General features: G+C 43.1%; 14 protein-coding genes and 1 pseudogene. All 15 read right to left on the bottom strand.

Translation table 11 applies throughout. The features are described 5' to 3' along the window. Nucleotides 1–85 precede the first annotated feature (85 nt). The 15 genes and pseudogenes from NZ848_RS08695 to NZ848_RS08625 all read right to left on the bottom strand — a co-directional run bounded on the left by NZ848_RS08695 (nt 86) and on the right by NZ848_RS08625 (nt 18,914). Nucleotides 86–892, bottom strand: a complete 807-nt coding sequence (locus NZ848_RS08695) for a phytanoyl-CoA dioxygenase family protein (protein WP_259015162.1) — start codon at nt 890–892, stop codon at nt 86–88. 91 nt (nt 893–983) lie between these two features. Then, a complete protein-coding gene (locus NZ848_RS08690; RefSeq protein WP_259015287.1) occupies nt 984–1,916 on the bottom strand; it encodes a sialidase family protein in 933 nt (310 codons plus the stop codon). A 54-nt stretch (nt 1,917–1,970) separates the two neighbouring features. After that, nucleotides 1,971–2,303: pseudogene (locus NZ848_RS08685) on the bottom strand (endonuclease domain-containing protein); the annotation flags it as partial. A 50-nt stretch (nt 2,304–2,353) separates the two neighbouring features. Continuing rightward, nucleotides 2,354–3,247 (bottom strand): class I SAM-dependent methyltransferase, encoded by an 894-nt coding sequence (locus tag NZ848_RS08680; protein WP_259015161.1) that lies wholly within the window; start codon nt 3,245–3,247, stop codon nt 2,354–2,356. Nucleotides 3,248–3,388: 141 nt separating this feature from the next. Beyond that, entirely contained in the window at nt 3,389–4,054 is a 666-nt protein-coding gene (locus NZ848_RS08675) for an acetyltransferase (RefSeq protein WP_259015160.1), read from the bottom strand. A gap of 15 nt (nt 4,055–4,069) precedes the next feature. Next, nucleotides 4,070–4,768 (bottom strand): WbqC family protein, encoded by a 699-nt coding sequence (locus NZ848_RS08670; protein WP_259015159.1) that lies wholly within the window; start codon nt 4,766–4,768, stop codon nt 4,070–4,072. Further along, the gene (locus NZ848_RS08665) at nt 4,765–6,804 is read right to left on the bottom strand and encodes a hypothetical protein (protein ID WP_259015158.1); all 2,040 of its coding nucleotides are present in this window, start codon (nt 6,802–6,804) and stop codon (nt 4,765–4,767) included. Before NZ848_RS08665 ends, NZ848_RS08670 begins: the two co-directional genes overlap by 4 nt. Nucleotides 6,805–6,863: 59 nt before the next feature. Continuing rightward, the gene (ilvA, locus tag NZ848_RS08660) at nt 6,864–8,150 is read right to left on the bottom strand and encodes a threonine ammonia-lyase (RefSeq protein ID WP_253529926.1); all 1,287 of its coding nucleotides are present in this window, start codon (nt 8,148–8,150) and stop codon (nt 6,864–6,866) included. A gap of 154 nt (nt 8,151–8,304) precedes the next feature. After that, entirely contained in the window at nt 8,305–9,348 is a 1,044-nt protein-coding gene (gene ilvC, locus NZ848_RS08655) for a ketol-acid reductoisomerase (RefSeq protein ID WP_101724341.1), read from the bottom strand. A 45-nt stretch (nt 9,349–9,393) separates the two neighbouring features. Continuing rightward, the gene (gene ilvN, locus NZ848_RS08650) at nt 9,394–9,933 is read right to left on the bottom strand and encodes an acetolactate synthase small subunit (protein ID WP_101724340.1); all 540 of its coding nucleotides are present in this window, start codon (nt 9,931–9,933) and stop codon (nt 9,394–9,396) included. Nucleotides 9,934–10,023: 90 nt separating this feature from the next. After that, nucleotides 10,024–11,784: a biosynthetic-type acetolactate synthase large subunit gene (ilvB, locus tag NZ848_RS08645; RefSeq protein ID WP_253529924.1), complete on the bottom strand. Its 1,761-nt coding sequence runs from the start codon at nt 11,782–11,784 to the stop codon at nt 10,024–10,026. 105 nt (nt 11,785–11,889) lie between these two features. Further along, on the bottom strand, nt 11,890–13,569 hold the full coding sequence (gene ilvD, locus NZ848_RS08640) for a dihydroxy-acid dehydratase (protein WP_259015157.1): 1,680 nt from the start codon (nt 13,567–13,569) through the stop codon (nt 11,890–11,892). A gap of 325 nt (nt 13,570–13,894) precedes the next feature. Beyond that, nucleotides 13,895–14,794 (bottom strand): MBL fold metallo-hydrolase, encoded by a 900-nt coding sequence (locus tag NZ848_RS08635; RefSeq protein ID WP_259015156.1) that lies wholly within the window; start codon nt 14,792–14,794, stop codon nt 13,895–13,897. A 65-nt stretch (nt 14,795–14,859) separates the two neighbouring features. Beyond that, the gene (locus tag NZ848_RS08630) at nt 14,860–15,672 is read right to left on the bottom strand and encodes an MBL fold metallo-hydrolase (protein WP_259015155.1); all 813 of its coding nucleotides are present in this window, start codon (nt 15,670–15,672) and stop codon (nt 14,860–14,862) included. Between the two features lie 38 nt (nt 15,673–15,710). Beyond that, nucleotides 15,711–18,914, bottom strand: a complete 3,204-nt coding sequence (locus NZ848_RS08625) for a glycoside hydrolase family 3 N-terminal domain-containing protein (protein ID WP_253529915.1) — start codon at nt 18,912–18,914, stop codon at nt 15,711–15,713. Nucleotides 18,915–19,098 lie beyond the last annotated feature (184 nt).

The following is a 19,098-nucleotide window of genomic DNA, read 5'->3' as shown; positions in this document are numbered from 1 at the left end:
TCAAGAACGATTTTTAGCGGTTATTCTTCAAAAATAACACTGAAAATGATTAAACGGTATTAATCTTACCGCCGGTTGTATGCCTTTAAGCGAAAACTGTTTCCAGATGTTGCTTTTCCGGAAAATTCGGCGTAACCAAATCAGCTTCCGGCTTATAGATATACGGCATCGGGAAGCCTCTCTCCTGGAATGTACCCTCTGCAATGTTATTATAACGCAACTGAACCGACCAGCGAATATTTTTTGTAACGTTTTCGCCCGAGCGGTGGACCAGAAAAGCAGAGAAAACCAGCAGGTCGCCTACTTCAAATTCAGTTTGTACATATTGTTCTTCGGGCAGGTCTTCCTGTATACTACCCAGATAGCCGGAGGTATCTGCTTTCAGCAAACCATCTTTATGGCTGGCAGGCAAAATTTGCAATGAACCAAGGGCTTCTCCACAGTCTACCAAAGGGAACCACATCACTATGCTGTCAAGAGAACCCTGGCCTGTGCGCCAGTCCTGATGCGCACCCAGTTTCCAGTGGCTGCCACCTTTTGACAAATAACGGCTGTTGAACTGCATGGCCGGGCGAACACCGATAATTGGGAAGTCGTAACCGATTGACTTTAACAAATCAACAATTTTGGGGTCAGTACCCAGCCGGTGAAGAGAAATCAGATGTTGCACCTGCTTACCCGTATTAACAAAAGTGGTGAAATCGGCCTCAAAAAAATCAAACATGGCCTGCTCAAACTCATCTTTGTTATTGATATCTACTTTTTTACCCAATACTCTTTCTATTTGTATGGCAAAGAGTTTACGGGCTTCGGTATATATAAGTGCTATTTCTTCTTTATTAAAGAAATTCTTGATTATTATATAACCTTCTTTATTGAATTGTTCTTTCATGGTAACCTTCGCTTTAAACATCAAAAATAAAACAACAGGGCAAAATTAGATGCTGGGGTAAGCTCCAAAAATGATGCTCATCAGTAAATAATTATTTTTCCCGAACGGCATAGCCAAAACCTGCAGCCCCGAAACCATTGCCATTATATAACAGATATTTTTTGTTATTGTGTTCGTAGCAATATGCGTAATCTATCATCTGGTAGTCAAAATCAGCAGGGTTTTCAGATTTATGAATACCTACCAGATTATCTTTGCGTTCCCATTGAAAGCCGTCTTTTGACTCAGCATAGCCTAAGCGATAGCCTTGGTTACGGTCTGTGCGATAATCGCGGGTGTGGCGATAAGAGTAGTACATTTTAAAAATACCATCTTCAAAAAATACACTCGGGCGGCCAACGGCATGCAGAAAATCATCAAAAGGCAAGGCCACATCGCCGGTTGGTTCCCATTTAATGCCATCATCTGAAACTGCCACGCGGCAGTCGTAATAGGGTTCGGGATACCCGTGAATATACTCGCACTTCTGACCAGAAATGTACCACATCATCCAGCGGCCATTTACATACATTACCGATGGCTGTGCTGCCCAGATAGGGTTATGTATAGAGCGGTCCATAATAGGCCCGCGGAACATTTTCTTGAACGTTATGCCACCATCAGTACTAACCGACAAACCCATTGACAGCCGGTATGAATTATGGGTACGGTTCCAGCCGGTATAATATAACCAGATATCACCATTGGATTGCGGCACAAACCATGAAGGCATGGCTCCGGTTTCGTCATATTCGCCCGGCCCGCCTAAATCAAGAACGAAAGTGTCGTGCACATAGAGAATCTTTGTAGGGTCATCATAATCTACATCAATAAATGTCGGGCGTGATTGGCCGTGATCATCTCTTGATGAAAAGTAAACTCTTAAAAAGTCATTATGTTTATAAGCATACGGCACCTGCGCATGCGAACGGCTATGAGCCAATGTTCCGTCAGGTTTGTATATTACTCCTTTTTTTTGCCAGATATGCCCCCCCGCCCCTAAAGGGGTGCTCGAATATTTAGTATTTAGCATTCCTTTGATTTTATTTAATATTTCTTCGGTGGAATTACTTAAAACTTTATTGGTAACTCTTAGCACGGTAATCCCAACCGATTGATAGAATTCGTCCTTTTCTTTATCTATTAACTTCTGTTCAGTAGTTTTATGAATACTACCATCAATTTCAATAACCAACTTGACAGAATGGCAATAAAAATCGGCTATGTAATTGCCAATTGGGTGCTGTCTTTTGAAACGCAAACCTAATTGGCTTTTTGACAGATAATGCCACAGATGCTCCTCCATTGGTGTGGAATTCGCTCTTAACTTTGCTGCCCTTTCAAAGATAATGCTGCCTGCCCCATAAAACATATTCTCTTTCATGTGCAATGATATCGATGGCTTTTTGTTTTAACTCCCCTTTAGGGGCGGGGGGTGTTCTTCCTATTCCTCTCAGCCCTTATTCTCCAGTTATCTTTAATATCTTTACCCGGTATCTGTAGGTTTACGTTTACGGTTGGGGCTTTTTTGGTTTTTTTGAACTCCAAAACGTAATACCCATTACCAAAAATCCATTGCAGTTTTACATCTTTTACATTTTTAGGTAGATCCTGCAATGGCACCTGGTCGGCAAACATGGGGTTAGCATCCATCAGAATCTGATAGGTTTTCTGGTCTCTCAGCCAGGCACCTACGCTTTCGTCACCTACAACCACTCTGCCACCAATTTTAACTACACGGTTAAACTCTTCAAATGCCTTGGCTCTTTCGGCAAAGGTATTGATGCCACCAAAATGAAAAACGGCATCAAAGAAGTTATCTTCAAACGGTAGATAAGAACCGTTACCGATGAAATAGTCAATTTTAACATCTTTTTTATCAGCAAACTTTTCTTTGGCATGACCAAGCATGGCAGGAGAAAGGTCAGATAAAACGGCATGACCACCCGGAGTGATTTTATCAATAATAAAGGCTGAATCTTTTCCTGTACCAGCGCCTACTTCCAGAACTTTCATGCCGGGTTTCAACTTCAACAAGCCAATCATCAGTTTTCGAGTTGCGGCTTCATTGGCATGTAAAGATTGAAAAACCCAGGAAACCCCACGGTCGTAACGCAAATGTGCATCGTTATAGGCTACCTGTTCTTTGCGGTCTTGTTCGAAGAGTTCTTTCGGATAAACCAGATCAACAATGTTGTTTATATCATAAGAGATAGGTTCTTCCTGAGAGGTATTATGAAGGGTTTTGCCGTCGGCCGATACAACAAGTCTGGTTCTGGTTTTCGGGCAAATAAGCTGGTCAAAAAATTGAGTCATTATCGATGTATATTCTGATTTAAAGCGTCAAAGTTCAAGATTTTTAATGAAAAAACCATGTTTATCCGGTTTATTCTATTGGGCGGTTTATCTGTAAAAACCTGTTAGTTAGGCCAACAAGTAAATGGCACTAAATAGTATTTACAAATTTATATCCTTACTGGAAACCTCAGCTTTTACGGCCGGATTCCCTTTCCAGATACTCCAAGGTTCAGTTTTGGTTTTGGTTAGGTTGGCACCCATGGCTATCAGTGTTCCTTCGCCTATGGTGCAGCCGTCGCGGATGGTAGCGTTGACACCAAAGAATGAGTATTCTCCGACCAGACATCTACCCGATAACACCACGTGGGAAGTGAAATAGACGTGGTCTCTGATTTCGCCATGATGACCGATGTGGTTACCGCTCCAAAGCACTACATTATTGCCTATTTTTACAAAAGGCTGAATGGTGTTATCTTCCAGTATAAAGCAGTTTTCTCCAATCTGGTCGGTTAGAACTGTGGCTTTAGAGCTGATGTAAGAGATACAATCATAGCCCAGTGCTTTTATTTCTCCGTAGATTTTAGCCCGGATCTGATTCATTTTACGTTCGCTCAAGGGGGCAAAGAACTTGTATTCTGTAGGCGGGAACAAAGCAGGCACATCTTCAAATGCTACCAGCTGAATACCACAGAAAGTAGTTTCACCTTCTTTTATGTAATCTCTGTTTTTTGTGAAGGCTACTATCTCATGTTCTGAGTCATGCGTGAGATAATAATGGGCCAGTTCTGCCACTAATTCTGTACCGAAAACTACTACTTTTGCCATTTTGGTGTTTTTATTTTAAACCAACTCAAATTCTTTTAAATATTGCTGAATTGCATCTGCCGGGCAAAACATCAGGGTATCAATCATAGAAAGCCAGGGCACAAATTCATTTTTAAACTGATTGTACTGAATCGGCTTTGCCTTGATAAAATTAAGTAAGATTTTATTATCAGCAAATAATTGCTTGTCGTAGATGGCCATTCCTCCAATCGGGTTAATGTAATGGCCGGCGTTTTCCTGCTTGCAGATATCAAGAATCCGCTCCTGTGCTTTCAGATGCTGATTGTTATAAACAACCGAACTTTCTACAAATTCGGTTTTAATGCCTAAATAACTGCTGGTTGTTTTCAGACTTTTGGTGCATAACTCGGCAATATTTGCCGGTTCTGACTGAAAAACTTCTGCCAGAATCGCAAATGTTTCGTTATAAAAAGGCGCTTTTTTGTATGATTGCTCGATGGTTCTTAGAAATTTCTTTGACCATGCCTGCAGGTTATCAACTGCTATATCTCTGATGAGTCGATTCTGGCTGGCATTAACCAAGGGCAGTGTAAAGAGTGATGCCTTGCCCGCCACTAATATATTGTTGCGGTTAATCCAACCCTTATTGATATAGGCCACGTCGTCATACACAATAAATTTATCAACCGCATTGATTAACTGAAAATAACCAATGTATGGAAAAATATAAGGTTGCATGATTCCGATTGTCATGGCTTGTCAGTGGCTTTAGTTTTTAATTTTCTAAGAAAAAACGAACTTTCTTTAACAGGTGTATCATTGTGCTCATCTTTTTTACTCAATTCAATGTCTCCTTCCTCAAATGGCAATACTCCTTCCGAGTAGAACAGATATTCAGCCTCGGCCGGAATCGGTTTCAGTCTGCTGCGGAAAGGGTGTATAGGTATTAACCTGCGTTTAAAGTCTTTTCCCCATAGCGGATACTCAAAATCTTCATGCTCCTGCTGCGTACCTAAGGCAACCACGGCATCTTTGGGTACTATTTCATCAAACTTCTGGTAGGCTTCATAAATGTCTGGTCGGGCAACCGTCAGCTGTTCCATCCTGCTCATATTGAAGATGTTTTTCTCTCCGAATACCGGATGAATCCTTGTATACAATATGGTGCAAATGGCCGAAACCGCTATTAAAATACAACATACCACTTGCCAGTACTGCCATAGCTTGCGTTTTATGCTAAATAAATAGAACACAACAAGTAAGGGCATACACCACACAGCCATGTTTAGAAAATAACGCGCCTTGATGGGGTCGTAGGGTGCTGAGTAACATAATGATAAAAAATGCAACAGGGCAGCAATTGCTAAAATTCCTAAGCCTTTCTCAAGCGGGGTGATGGCGCGGTAACGGCCTATAAATCTAAACAGTAAAATAACCAATGCAGGAAGCACCATACCAAAACTGATGATTCCCCAGTAAGGGCGTTCGATATAGAATCGGATGGGGTGGTCGAAAGAAAAATAAGATACTACAGTAAATCTTTCTCCTTCAAGATGCAGCCGGCCAAGCATTTTGTCTGGTATTACTCTGAATACATCATTGACCCGTTTGCCAGCAGGCGTGCTGCGCAAGCCATCTAAATTCAGGAAATCAGAAGAGTAACGCCCGGCATTCAGAGCCATGTTTTTTACTTTATCTTTTGTGCTGTAATCTTCTATCCCATGCCATTTCATCACTATCGGCGGGGCAGAGAGGCTGCCCAGGCTAAACCGGCCAACTTCTTTTATGTTGCCGATGTATCCTGTCGGGAGCGCATATATACCTACACTAAGCATAAAGCTAATCAGAAACAGATTGATATTCTTATAGAATTCTTTTTTGATTAATACCGTGTAAACTGCCACTGCAAAGGCAGCAGGTGCTATTAAAAGAAAGGTAACTTTATGGCCTATCCAGACACCGGCTATCAGGCTGATCAATAGTATGTTAAGCGGTGTTGGTTTTTGCCTGAATGCAAATAAGCAATAAGCCAGAATACCCAGATAAGCTGTAAGTACGATGTCCGATTCGGTAGTGGTGGCCTGTATCAATGCCGTTGGTAATAAAAGTGTTACCAACCCGGTAAAAACAGAAGCAACAAAGTTTTTAGAGATTTTAAACGCCAGGGCATAAGCTGACAAGCCAAATATCCAGTATGACAGATAGTGTATTACTTTAAATCCTTTTTCGCCTAGCAAATGGAAGAAAAACATCTGCAAAGTTGGCAGAGAATTAGGATAAAAATCGATGGTCCAGGTGGTGCCTTGCAACCTGTTCATGTTGCCGTTTTGCAGGTAAAGTGCGCATTTTACCAGATGGCCTGTCATGCTATCCCATTCATTGGGGTAGGTAACAAAGAAAATAACAAGATTAAGAACTGCCGTAGCCACCGCTGCAAATGAAAGTACGCCAAATGAAATCTTATTTGCAAACGAAAGACCTGCCCACGCAGTTTTTGCTTTGTTGTTTAACTGGCTGAATCCTTTAGCCAGAGTAAAGTTCTGCGGATTACTAACCTGCCTGAAAACAACATAAAACAACAGGGCAATCAAATTGACAGACACCCCCCAGGCCCAGGGCTGGTTAATAAGATTGAACTCAGATAAGATAAAGCCAGTAGGAATAATGCACGACACCAGCCCAAGAAACAGTTTCAGGGAGTAATCACTCAGGCTTTCAGAGATATAAACTGAATTTCGATGGATTTGCCATATAAAACCCAAAAAGAGGAACAGAAATATCCAATACATTCAAAAATGGTGGTTTCGTTGGGTGCAAAGGTAAGACGTTATGTCAGTTTGTCCTACGGTCATATCAAAAACTCAAACAAATCAGGCTTTTTATTGATGTATTCAAATGGTATATTGTGTTCTTCCAAACGCTGAATCAAAGGCTGGTAGTCTGATTTCTGTTTCAACTCTATACCCACCAGTGCTGGGCCGCGCTCGCGAGAAGTTTTCTTCGAGTATTCAAAATATACGATGTCGTCTGTAGGGCCCAGTACATCGTTCAGAAATTCTTTAAACGCACCGGCGCGCTGAGGAAAACGGATAATGAAATAATGTTTAAGCCCTTCATATAGCAGCGACCGTTCTTTGATTTCTTCAGTACGGGTAATATCATTATTACCACCTCCTATAATGCACACGACGTTTTTGCCTTTGATTTCATCTTTCAGAAAATCAAGGGCTGAAACCGACAAAGCACCTGCGGGTTCGGCAACTATGGCTTCTTCATTATACAGTTCCAGAATGGTTGAACACACTTTCCCTTCCGGAATCAGGATAATTTCATGATTAAGGTTTTGTTTGCACACCTCAAAGGTCAGGTCTCCTGCTCTTTTTACGGCGGCGCCGTCAACAAATTTATTGATTTCTTCCAGTGTTACAACGTGGCCTGCTTCCAACGATTTTTTCATGGTAGGAGAGCCCTCCGGTTCAACCGCTATCAGCTTTGTTCGTGGCGACAGTTGTTTAAAAACCGTAGAAACCCCTGAGGCCAGTCCGCCACCACCAATGGCAAAAATGAGGTAGTCTATCTTGAAATTGGCATCTTTAAATATTTCAAGGCCTACGGTTCCCTGTCCTTCAATTACCTGCAGGTCATCAAACGGATGGATGAACGTGGCTTTCTGCTCTTCACAAAAGTTTTTGGCAGCAAAGTAGGCGTCGTCGTAGGTATCACCCACCAGCTCTATTTTTACAAACTCTTTGCCAAACATACCTACCTGCTTTATTTTCTGAGCAGGGGTAGTGGTAGGCATAAAAATGGTGCCTTTTACACCCAGTTTACGGCAGGCGTATGCCAGGCCCTGGGCATGATTACCCGCGCTGGCGCATACCACACCCTTATCTAGTTGCTCTTTTGGCAGGCTGGCCATTTTGTTGTAAGCGCCCCTGATTTTATAAGAACGCACTACCTGTAAATCTTCACGTTTCAGATACACATTGGCTCCGTAACGTTCAGACAGATTCAGATTATGCATTAAAGGTGTGTGCGTAGCTACGTCTTCCAGCCTTTCGGCTGCTACATACATATTGTCAATATCCGGAAGAGTCAGTTGTTTTTCTGGCACTGTTTTGTTGATGCTGGTCATTGGTTAAATCTGTTTTTAACCTGAAATAATTATAAGAACCCATTCGGGCGGTAGATAAATACCCGAAAGAATTTTTTGCCAAATGTAATAAAAAATAAAATGAGTAGGCAAAATACCTACTCATTGAATGATTTAATTCTATTTAATGCAAGAATTAGTTTCTTTCAGGTCTCAGGCTACGTACAGTAGCGCCTGCCTGCCACATTTCTGAATCACGTAGTTCGGCCAATTCAACTTCCAGTTTTTCACGGTAGTCTGGCTGAGAGTTACGTTCAATAGACTGAGCGGCTTCTTTTTGTGTTTTTACACTGTTATATAGTTTTTTGAACACCGGTTTGCTGGCATCGCGGAAAGGCTTCCACCAGTCAAGCGCACCGCGTTGAGCAGTTGTTGAACAGTTGGCGTACATCCAGTCCATACCGTTTTCTGCTACCAATGGCATCAATGATTGTGTTAACTCTTCTACAGTTTCGTTGAAAGCTTCAGAAGGCGAGTGGCCGTTTTCACGTAGTACTTCGTACTGAGCCGCAAAGATACCCTGAATAGCGCCCATCAAAGTACCTCTTTCACCTGTAAGGTCAGAAGTTACTTCGCGGTAGAAGTCAGTTTCAAACAGGTATCCTGAACCTACACCGATACCCATGGCAATGGCTGTTTCGCGGGCATGGCCTGAGGCATCCTGATACACGGCAAAGCTTGAGTTCAAACCTTTACCTTCTACAAACAGGCGACGAAGCGAAGTACCAGAGCCTTTAGGGGCAACCAATACGACGTCAACACTCTTCGGAGGTTTGATGCCCGTTTTTTTGCTGTAAGTGATGCCGAAACCGTGAGAGAAGTACAAAGTTTTACCTTTTTTAAGGTGTTGTTTAACGGTTGGCCATAATTGAATTTGAGCTGCATCAGACAAAAGGAAACAGATAACAGTACCTTTTTTCAATGCATCTTCAATGTTGAAAAGTGTTTTGCCCGGTACCCAACCATCTGCAACTGCTTTGTCGTATGTTTTGCCGGGGCGTTGTCCAACAATTACGTTGAAGCCATTGTCACGCATATTCATTGCCTGACCAGGCCCCTGCACTCCGTAGCCAATTACTGCGATGGTTTGGTTTTTCAAAAACTCTCTTGCTTTTTCAAGAGGGTACTCTTCGCGGGTTACTACTTCTTCTTCAACACCGCCAAAATTTAACTTTGCCATTTTATTGTTTTTGTTTTGTGTTTATGCGATAAAAATATGATACTACTATAAATAATACTCCCATTCTGTAATTTCTTCGGGCAGGTATTCAATCAGCCCCTGCGGGGTTTTGCCTACCGCTACTCTTCCTGAGCGAACGAACTCTATAATACCATGTGGTTTGATATACCGGAAGAAATCAAATATTTCTCTTTCTGTACCGGTTTTTTCAATCACAACGTAATCAAGCCCCCAGTAAACTACCCAGGCCTTATAAACCTTATTGATGTTTTCAACATCTATTACCTTGCCATCAATAGGGGTTGAAATCTTAAAGAGGGCGATTTCATTGTAAACGATGTCTTCATTCAGATAACCGAAAACAGCTAAAACTTCTACAACCTTACGAATCTGGCGTACCAGCTTTTCTACCTCTTCACGTTTGTCATGTTTGATGACAATCGTAAAGCGTGAGATACCCTTTCGTTCGGTTTCAGAAACAGTCAAAGATTCAATGTTGATTCTTCTTCTGGTAAAAATTATTGTGATTTTGTTGAGTAATCCGATGCTATTTTCGGTAAATACGCAAATAGTGTATGTTGTCATTAATAATCAGGAATTAGTGAATTAGCGGATTAGCGAATAATTTGAATGACAAACGGTTTGATTCGCTCATTCGTCATTAGCCATTCACTATTACTCCAGTCGTATTTCAGACACGCTTGTGCCTGCCGGAACCATCGGGAATACGTTTTCCTCTTTTTCTACCAATACCTCCAGCAGATAGGCTTTGTCTGACTGCAGTAGCCTGTCAAGCGACTCGCTGAGGTTTTCTCTTTCAGCACAGGTATGGCCTTCAATGCCAAATCCTTTGGCTATGGTAATGAAATCTGGATTCTTTAATTCAACGAATGAGTAACGGTTGTCGAAGAACAATTGCTGCCATTGGCGTACCATACCCAGATAATTGTTGTTCAGGATAATCATTTTAACTGCCAGCCCGCTTTGCGCAATGGTTCCCAGCTCCTGGATGGTCATCTGAAAACAGCCATCGCCAATAATGCCTACCACTTCGCGTTCAGGCGCTCCCATTTTGGCGCCGAATGAAGCCGGAATAGCAAATCCCATAGTACCTAATCCGCCGGATGCAATATAAGAATTAGGCTTCCGGAACTGGTAATACCGTGCCGTTACCATCTGGTGCTGGCCAACGTCTACCACAATACAGGCTTCACCTTTGGTTTTGTCAGACAACATGGCAACCACTTCTGCCATTTTTATCTTACCTTCACCTTTCAAATCGCGAAGCGTTACTTTCTGGTGTTCTCTGGCATCCAGTTTCCTGAATTCGTTTTTCCAGGCAGTAAATTCTCCTCTCTTAACCAGCGGCATCAGCATTTTCAATGCTTCTTTGGCATCGCCAACTACAGGCGCCTCGGTTTTCTTTATTTTCTCTATTTCAGAAGGGTCTATTTCTATATGAATGATTCGCGCCTGTTTGGCAAACCTTGTTGCATCGCCGGTTACGCGGTCATCAAAGCGCATCCCGATGGCAATCAACACATCGCACTGGTCTGTCATTACATTAGGTGCATACATGCCATGCATACCCAGCCAGCCCATATAATTGGGGTGGTCAATCGGTACGGCAGACAAACCTAATAAGGTGCTGGCGCAAGGCATATCTGTTTTTTCAATAAACTCAAGCAGCTCTTGTACGGCATCAGCAATTAATACACCGTGGCCAAACAATATATAGGGGCGTTTAGCCTTGTTAATCAGCTCGGCGGCTTTTTCAATCTGCTCTTGCTTAGGCACAATGCGAGGGCGATACGTTACCAGTTTATTTACCTTTTGGTAACTGAACTTGTCTGTCATTTTACCTGCCTGTGCGTCGCGGGTGAAATCTATCACAACCGGGCCGGGCTTGCCAGCCTGGGCAATGTAAAATGCTTTGGCCATTACCTCTGGTACTTCATCAGGGCTGGTGATCTGGTAATTCCACTTGCAAACTGGCGTGGTTACGCCAATCATGTCAGTTTCCTGAAATGCATCTGTACCCAATAAAGTAGATTTAACCTGGCCTACAATACAAACCAATGGGGTGCAGTCAATAATGGCGTCTGCTATGGGTGTTATCAGGTTTGTGCCACCCGGGCCAGATGTTACCAGACAAATACCGGGGCGACCACTGACACGCGCATAACCCTGCGCGGCATGGCCGGCACCCTGCTCATGACGGACAAGTATATGGTTAAGACGGTCTATATAGTCATAGAGGGCATCATAAGTAGGCATAATAGCGCCACCGGGGTATCCGAAAATGGTTTCTACGCCTTCGGCCAGCAGGCACTCCATCATGGCTTGTGCACCTGTAAGATATTCTCTCTTTTGGGGCTCTTCAAGGGGTAAAGTTAATACCTCCTGCTTGGCTTCTACTTCTAATAAATTTCCCATGTCAGAGTGGTTTTTAATGTATCCTTATATTGTTGTAAGTCTTTTCGCCGGTTATCTTTTGCAAATATTGCTGAAGCCGCTGTTCCGGTTTACCGGCTTTGTCAGTTACAGGTCAGTTACGCAACCTTCGCTAGCCGAACTTACATTTTTGATGTATTTTCTAAGTACTCCTCTTTTAAATGTTGATTCTTTCGGTTGCCAGGCTGCCCTGCGTTCGGCCAGTTCTTCGTCTGACACGTGCAGAATCAGCTTGTTGTCAATGGCATCAATAGTAATTTTGTCGCCATCTTTTACCAAGGCAATTGTGCCGCCATCAAATGCCTCCGGTGTTACGTGGCCTACTACAAAACCGTGTGTACCACCCGAGAAACGGCCATCGGTAATCATGGCTACTGAATCGCCGAGTCCGGCACCCATTACTGCTGAGGTTGGCTTAAGCATTTCTGGCATACCCGGCCCGCCTTTCGGGCCTTCATTGCGGATTACCACTACATGCCCTGCTTTTATTTCGCCTTTGCTCAAGTACTCAATTACTTCTTCTTCACGCTCACATACTTTGGCGATACCTTCAAATTTTTCGCCTTCTTTTCCGGTTATTTTTGCTACCGCACCTTTTTCGGCCAGGTTTCCGTACAAAATCTGTAAGTGGCCAGTGGCTTTAAGCGGACTGGTAACCGGGCGAATTATACTTTGTGTGCTGAAATCAAGGTCTGGTACATCCTGCAGGTTTTCGGCAACGGTTTTGCCCGTTATGGTGATGCAGTCGCCGTGCAACAAACCGTTTTGTAATAGATACTTCATTACTGCCGGCACACCACCAATGGGGTGCATGTCTTCCATATAATATTTACCTGAAGGTTTCAGGTCGCCCAATAAAGGTGTGCGGTCTGAAATGGCCTGAATGTCATCTAATGTAAATTCTACACCTGCCGAAGAGGCAATGGCGAGGTAGTGTAACACCGCGTTGGTAGAACCACCTAATGCCATTACTACTGTAAGTGCATTTTCAAATGCCTTGCGTGTCATGATGTCACGCGGTAGTATCTGTTTTTCAAGAAGCACTTTCATGGCGGCACCAATGGCAAGGCATTCTGCCTTTTTGCCTTCGTGTGTGGCCGGGTATGATGAGCTGTTTGGTAAGCTCATGCCCATTGCCTCAATAGATGACGCCATCGTGTTGGCTGTGTACATACCACCACAGGCACCCTGGCCCGGAATTGAGTTCTGGATAACGCCTTTATAATCTTCGTCAGATATATTATTGGCAAACTTTTTACCCAATGCCTCAAAAGCCGAAACGATGTCCAGCTTCTGTCCGTGGTAATAACCTGACTTCACGGTGCCGCCATAAACCAATATGGCAGGGCGGTTTAGGCGTGCCATGGCCATCATGGCGCCCGGCATGTTTTTATCGCAACCTACAACGGCAATTACACCATCATACCATTGAGCCGACACCACGTCTTCAATTGAATCGGCAATGATATCGCGGCTGGGTAATGAGTAACTCATGCCGTCGTTTCCGTTGGTCATTCCGTCTGAAACACCAATCGTATTAAAAATCAGCCCAACCATTCCGTTTTCCTGCACGCCTTTTTTTACATGCACCGAAAGCCCGTTCAGGTGAATGTTACAGGGGTTGCCCTCATAACCGGTACTGGCTATACCAATCTGGGGTTTTTCCATGTCTTCTTCTGTAAGGCCAATGGCATATAGCATGGCTTGTGCGGCAGGGTTTGTTACTTCCTGTGTTAGCGTTCGACTGTATTTATTGAGAGTGGTCATTGAAATTGAATGGGGTGATTTAAGTCTTAAATAATATTTTGTTCATAAAAAAACCTTCTTCACTGTGTGAAGAAGGTCGTCAGGCTATGGTCATGCGTCCTCCTTCACACTCGCTAGGCGAGCAGGTGAATAATTAGAACGATAATGACTCTATGTTGGCTCATGAATAAACTTCTCTATTTGCGAAAATTCGCTAAGTGCGAATCGTATTCTATACAAATGTAGGCGAAAGGATTTTTTAATTCCAAATTTTTTAAAATAAAATTTCAGAATTTCCATTTTTTTGCACTTTTCTAAGTTAGCTTTAGGCTAATTCAAAGATTTTTTATACCCCTGCAATCTCTTCGTAGGTGGCCTGAATGCTTCTCTGGATGCCATCGCCCTGCATTTGGGTTACGCCCGGAATAGCCGTGGTCTTTAAAACTTCTTCTTTCGTTTTACCGGCTTTTACTTCGCCTTCTACAAAACTCCATAGCTTTGCCAGGTAGTCCTGAAACACCTTGATGTCTTCTTTATTACCGGTTATTTTTTCAGGGTCGAACGCATGGCCGAAAACAAAAAGCGTTTGGTTATCAAAAGTTGACAGCGTTTTGTCAAGCACGGTAAGCCAGCTTTTAACAGATGCCCCGGCAGCACGGTCTACAAAAGGGTATCGGCGGTTAAAAAGCAAATCGCCCATGTGAGCCACATTGGCTTGCTCAAAATGTATAATGCTGTCGCCATTGGTATGTCCGGGTCCAAAATAATGGGCTTTAATGGTCTCTTTACCAACTTTTTGTTTCCAGGTGTCGGTAAAGGTTATGTCAGGATATAACTGTTTGTCTTCAGTTTTGGCCTTTTCTGCGGCTAATTTCTGATTTTTTAGTGAATTACTATGGGCAACTACATGTTCAGCAATGCCTTTGAAAGCAATGTTGCCGCCCGAATGGTCGCCATGATGATGGGTATTGATAAGCAGTTGTATTGGTTTCTCTGATATTTTTTTCAGCTCACCAATCAGGTGATTCGACTGCTCAGGGAATTGAGAGTCTACCACGGCCAGGCCTTTAGGCGTAACCAGATAAGCTATAGTGCCACCGCGTTCAGTAAAAACACCTACGCCACCGCGTAAATCTTTCAGTTTATACGGATTCTGCGCCAGAATATTGGCCAGTAATTCTTTGCCAGAAAGAGCAAATGCCCCAAGAGTAAGGCCTGTGGTTTGTACAAAATTTCTGCGGTTCATAGGTCTAAAGATTAGAGGTTCTGTATGCTAATGTGTTACTAAACAGGTTGTTATGCTTGATCTGCTTATTCGTCTTTCAAAGCAGCTTCTACCATGTATCTGACGGATACGTCGTTGGATAGCAAAAGCCGCATCAGATGATTTTCACGCAGTTTCATGGTTCGCATGATGTCTTTAACCGGCAAACCCTTTTGGTGCAGGCTGCGTGCATGCCCGCCAAAGTCTTCAAAATACTGTAATTTGGCCTGTAATTGCTGTTTACCATCTTTTAACCGGGGGTGGTGCCCACAAAAAAGTACATCAAAATTGTATTGAAGTATATTTTTCATAGACGCTACCTGCTGCCAGAATTTCTCGCCTTTTCTGAAAACCCTGATCCGGATACCCACAAACAAGTCGCCTGAAAACAGCCAGCCTTTGTTGGGTTCAAGAAAAACCGTGTGGTCGTCTGAATGCCCCGGTGTATAAATAGGTACTAATTGGTGGTTTGGCGTTTCAATAATGGCAGGGAAGTGGTGTATATGGCTTTCATAAGGTGTAATATGCCCGAAAAGCACTTTCTCATAAGGATGCAGACCGAAGCCTTTTTTTATTTTTTCTTGGGTTGTTGCGTGGGCAAATACCTCAGCCTGATGCTCAATGGCCAGCGCAGCTACATTACCTGAGTGGTCTTCATGAAAATGCGTCAGCAAAATTTTTTCAATTCTTTTGTCCTTAAATGTGGCTTTTACTTTTTCTCGGCAGTGCGCCTGGGCGGTATCAATTAATACGTGGTCAAAAACAAAACAGTACACATTAAACCAGGGTTTGCCGATAGGAGCATAACCAAAACGGAAAAGCTCAACATCGGCAAACTTTCTATGTTTCAGATATTGCATTTTTCTAAGAAGTAAAACATTAATTTACTCCACCTGTATTATTTTACGGTTTTGTAAATCTCATCGCCAATAGCTGTTCTGATGTTCAGCGTACTTATCTTCGTGTTATCACGGGTTGGGTAAACACGGTTTGATAAGAAAACGTAGGCAAAATTATATTTAGGGTCTACCCAAACGAAAGTACCTGTAAAGCCTGAATGACCATAGCTTTCAGGTGTTGCCAGTGTTGGCCCGTTGGCCACCTTAGGGTTAAAGTCTATTTTGTCAAATGCAATTGCTCTTCTGTTTTTTAGTTCAGGAAACTGGTAACGGGTGCACTCATCAACCACCTCGGGCTTAATAAACTGCTTGCCGCCGTAAGTTCCTTTTTGCAGATAAAGCTGCATCAGTTTCATTAAGTCGTTGGCATTGCCAAACAAACCTGCGTGCCCCGAAACGCCATTGAGCATACCGGCGCCTTCATCATGCACACGCCCGTGTATGAGTGTATGCCTGAATAAAGTATCGCGCTCACTGGGTACAATCTGAGATTTAGGATAAAAGCGCAGCGGATTATAGGTAAGGCTGTTTGCCCCTAGTTGTTTGTAAGTTTTTTTCAGGTAGTCTTCCCAGGGCATGCCTGTTATGCGCGGCATAAAAGTCGGGTAGGCGTAGTAATGTAAATCGCTATACACATAGCCCTGCTCGGGTTTAACAGGCGAATCTTTAATGGCATTGAAAATTTTCTCTCTGTAATCTTTGTGCAGCCACAGGCTGTCTGTCAGTTGAACCGTGTAATCATCCGACGGCTCGTTAGCAATCGTATTCTTTTTCCAAACCAATGTAACAGGCGACAGCGTTTCTTTCCACAGATTTTTATCTTCTTTAATGGCTTTCATGAGCATGGCATAGTATTTCTTTTTGCTCATTAAAAATTTCCTTTTGTATTTCTGTGCATACTTAGCTTTAAATATGGGGCTGTTCATTACGGTCTTTACCGAGTCTATGCAGTCCATCCAGAACGGAATCCAGGCTTTCAGGCCTGATTTATGGGTAAGCATGTCTCTGAACCGCAGATTTGCCTTATTTGAGTTGTCAAATTCTGTGTAGTAGTCCTTAAAGGTTTTGTCGAGGTCAAACTTGTTTTCGCTCATTAACTGCATTACAGCCAGTAATGATGTACTTACTTTGGTAACCGAGGCCAGGTCATACAGGTCGGTTAATTTTACCTTGCCGTTTGATACCGCATTGGTTTGTGCCGCCCCTGCCTGTATAGAAGCAGCGCTTTTTACTTTTTCGTCCATCACATCATTTTTATTACCGGCGCTTAAAACCATTTCATTAGCTGTATTCAGGCCTGCTTTGGCGGCTTCGTAAGTATGGTATCCAAATGCTTTGTGGTAAATAACCCTTCCGTCTTTGGCTACCTCAAGTACCGCACCGGGGTATGCTTTTTCTTTCAGACCCAGATTTACTACCGAGTCCATCCGGGCATTGAAAACCTTACTGTCAAGCCCAACCATTTCGGGTACACCATAAGCCAACCGACCGATTGACTGGGTTTGTTTGCCAGATTCCAGGCGATAATTTTCATTAACAGTTACAGGCAGCTTACCAATAAACGGAATAGCCCCGAAAATGGCTTGTGCCGAGGCCTCTTCCATGTAGGGGGTTAGCTGATACGCCATTACAACGGCTTTAGCCTTGTCAAGGTCTTCAAATTTATCCAACGAATAAGGGTTGCCAAAGAGCGTTACTACGGCTTTGCCGGTATTTACCAGGGCTTTTACAGCCTTTTTATTGGCATCAGTAACACCATATTTAGCAGCCGGACGAATATTATTCAGGTGTACACCCACCAGTATGAGGTCATATCCTGAGACTTGCTCCAGCATTTTGCTGATGTCGGCATCGGTGGCATTGGCCGGTAAATTGAAATTATCAACCGTAGTATAGTTAGCCGCCATTTTCTGAAAAGCCGTTGGCTGAACAGCATCAACAGAAACCACTGCAATTTTGGCTGTCAGGTCTTTAACGGGCAAAACACTTTCTTCATTTTTTATGAGTGTAAGGGCTGCTTCGGCAAACTGACGGTTCAGCACGTCTGACTTCGTGGTGTTCAGGTCTTGTATCAGATTATTAATTTCTATTGGTTTATATTTATCTAAACCTACCCATGATTTAGCCATCAGGATTTTCTTAACCCTGAAATCAATTTCTTCCTGGGTTATTTCCTTATTGGCAACGGCTGCTTTAATGGCTGCTATGGCTGCCGGCACATCTTCGAAGGTTTCAAGGATATCATTACCTGCCAGAATGGCTTTTACATTGGCTTGCCCGTTAGGGAAGTATTTTACCGCTCCCTGCATATCCATGGCATCAGTAAATACAAGACCTTTAAATTTTAAATCATTACGGAGCAAATCAGTAACAATATTTTTTGAGAGCGTAGACGCCAGATTTTTAGCGCTGTCTAAAGCCGGAATACTCAGGTGGGCTGTCATGACACCGCTGAGGCCGCTGTTCATGAGCATACGGTAAGGGTAAAGCTCAATATTATCCAGCCGTTTTTTGTCGTGGCTTATCAGGGGTAAATCATAGTGAGAGTCTACGCCTGTATCACCATGCCCCGGAAAGTGCTTGGCCGACGTCAGAATGCGCTCGCTGTTCATGCCCTGCATATAGGCAATGGCCTTAGAGGCCACGTCATATTTGTTTTCACCGAACGAGCGGAAATTGATAACCGGGTTGTTGGGGTTATTATTGACATCTACTACAGGGGCATAATTGATGTGCACGCCCATTCTGCGGCATTGACGGGCTATTTCAGCGCCCATCTCGCGTATATCTGCTTCTTTACCTCTGATGGCGCCTAGCGTCATCTGATAAGGGAACCGAACGGTACTATCCAGTCTCATGGCCAGTCCCCATTCTAAATCCATTCCTATCAGCATGGGTACTTTAGACATCCCCTGCAGCTCATTTACAATGCGAGCCTGTGTGGTTGGCTGGCCAGCAAAGAAAACCAGACCGCCCACTTTGTAATCCTGTACCCATTTTCTGAGCTTTTCAACGTTATATCCCTGGCCTGAAGTATTTCCCCGCGGCATCAATAACTGACCGATTTTTTCGTCTAACGACAGGGTTGCGAAAACAGAATCTACCCAGCGTTGGTTATAGTTATTGAGGAAATCGGGGCTTTTTTGAGCAAAGGAAGATAGCAGACTGAAAAACAGAAAACAGAGCAGGAATACTTTTTTCATGAGTTTAAGATTTTGTCGGAACAGAAATCAAAAATAGACAATAAATCTGTATGGTTTCAAAAACCAGAGCATATTTAATGATTTTACTGCCACTATGCCATGTATATAGAATTGGCACTTGGTTTGAGCAATAAAAAAAGCACAGAAATATTTTAATTATACAAAACGTTTTGTACATTCACTC

Source organism: Emticicia fluvialis (assembly GCF_024793945.1).
In the GTDB taxonomy this organism is placed as follows: Bacteria; Bacteroidota; Bacteroidia; order Cytophagales; family Spirosomataceae; genus Emticicia; species Emticicia fluvialis.
The sequence above is the reverse complement of the archived record's forward strand: the minus strand, read 5'-3'. Positions and strand labels throughout refer to the sequence as shown.

What these genes read in the sequence shown, in the direction of transcription:
- NZ848_RS08695 (WP_259015162.1), bottom strand. Translation starts at nt 892, where the DNA reads ATGAAAGAACAATTCAATAAAGAAGGTTATATAATAATCAAGAATTTC.
- NZ848_RS08665 (WP_259015158.1), bottom strand. Translation starts at nt 6,804, where the DNA reads ATGTATTGGATATTTCTGTTCCTCTTTTTGGGTTTTATATGGCAAATC.
- NZ848_RS08680 (WP_259015161.1), bottom strand. Translation starts at nt 3,247, where the DNA reads ATGACTCAATTTTTTGACCAGCTTATTTGCCCGAAAACCAGAACCAGA.
- ilvC (WP_101724341.1), bottom strand. Translation starts at nt 9,348, where the DNA reads ATGGCAAAGTTAAATTTTGGCGGTGTTGAAGAAGAAGTAGTAACCCGC.
- ilvB (WP_253529924.1), bottom strand. Translation starts at nt 11,784, where the DNA reads ATGGGAAATTTATTAGAAGTAGAAGCCAAGCAGGAGGTATTAACTTTA.
- ilvN (WP_101724340.1), bottom strand. Translation starts at nt 9,933, where the DNA reads ATGACAACATACACTATTTGCGTATTTACCGAAAATAGCATCGGATTA.
- NZ848_RS08625 (WP_253529915.1), bottom strand. Translation starts at nt 18,914, where the DNA reads ATGAAAAAAGTATTCCTGCTCTGTTTTCTGTTTTTCAGTCTGCTATCT.
- NZ848_RS08630 (WP_259015155.1), bottom strand. Translation starts at nt 15,672, where the DNA reads ATGCAATATCTGAAACATAGAAAGTTTGCCGATGTTGAGCTTTTCCGT.
- NZ848_RS08635 (WP_259015156.1), bottom strand. Translation starts at nt 14,794, where the DNA reads ATGAACCGCAGAAATTTTGTACAAACCACAGGCCTTACTCTTGGGGCA.
- NZ848_RS08675 (WP_259015160.1), bottom strand. Translation starts at nt 4,054, where the DNA reads ATGGCAAAAGTAGTAGTTTTCGGTACAGAATTAGTGGCAGAACTGGCC.
- NZ848_RS08670 (WP_259015159.1), bottom strand. Translation starts at nt 4,768, where the DNA reads ATGACAATCGGAATCATGCAACCTTATATTTTTCCATACATTGGTTAT.
- ilvD (WP_259015157.1), bottom strand. Translation starts at nt 13,569, where the DNA reads ATGACCACTCTCAATAAATACAGTCGAACGCTAACACAGGAAGTAACA.
- ilvA (WP_253529926.1), bottom strand. Translation starts at nt 8,150, where the DNA reads ATGACCAGCATCAACAAAACAGTGCCAGAAAAACAACTGACTCTTCCG.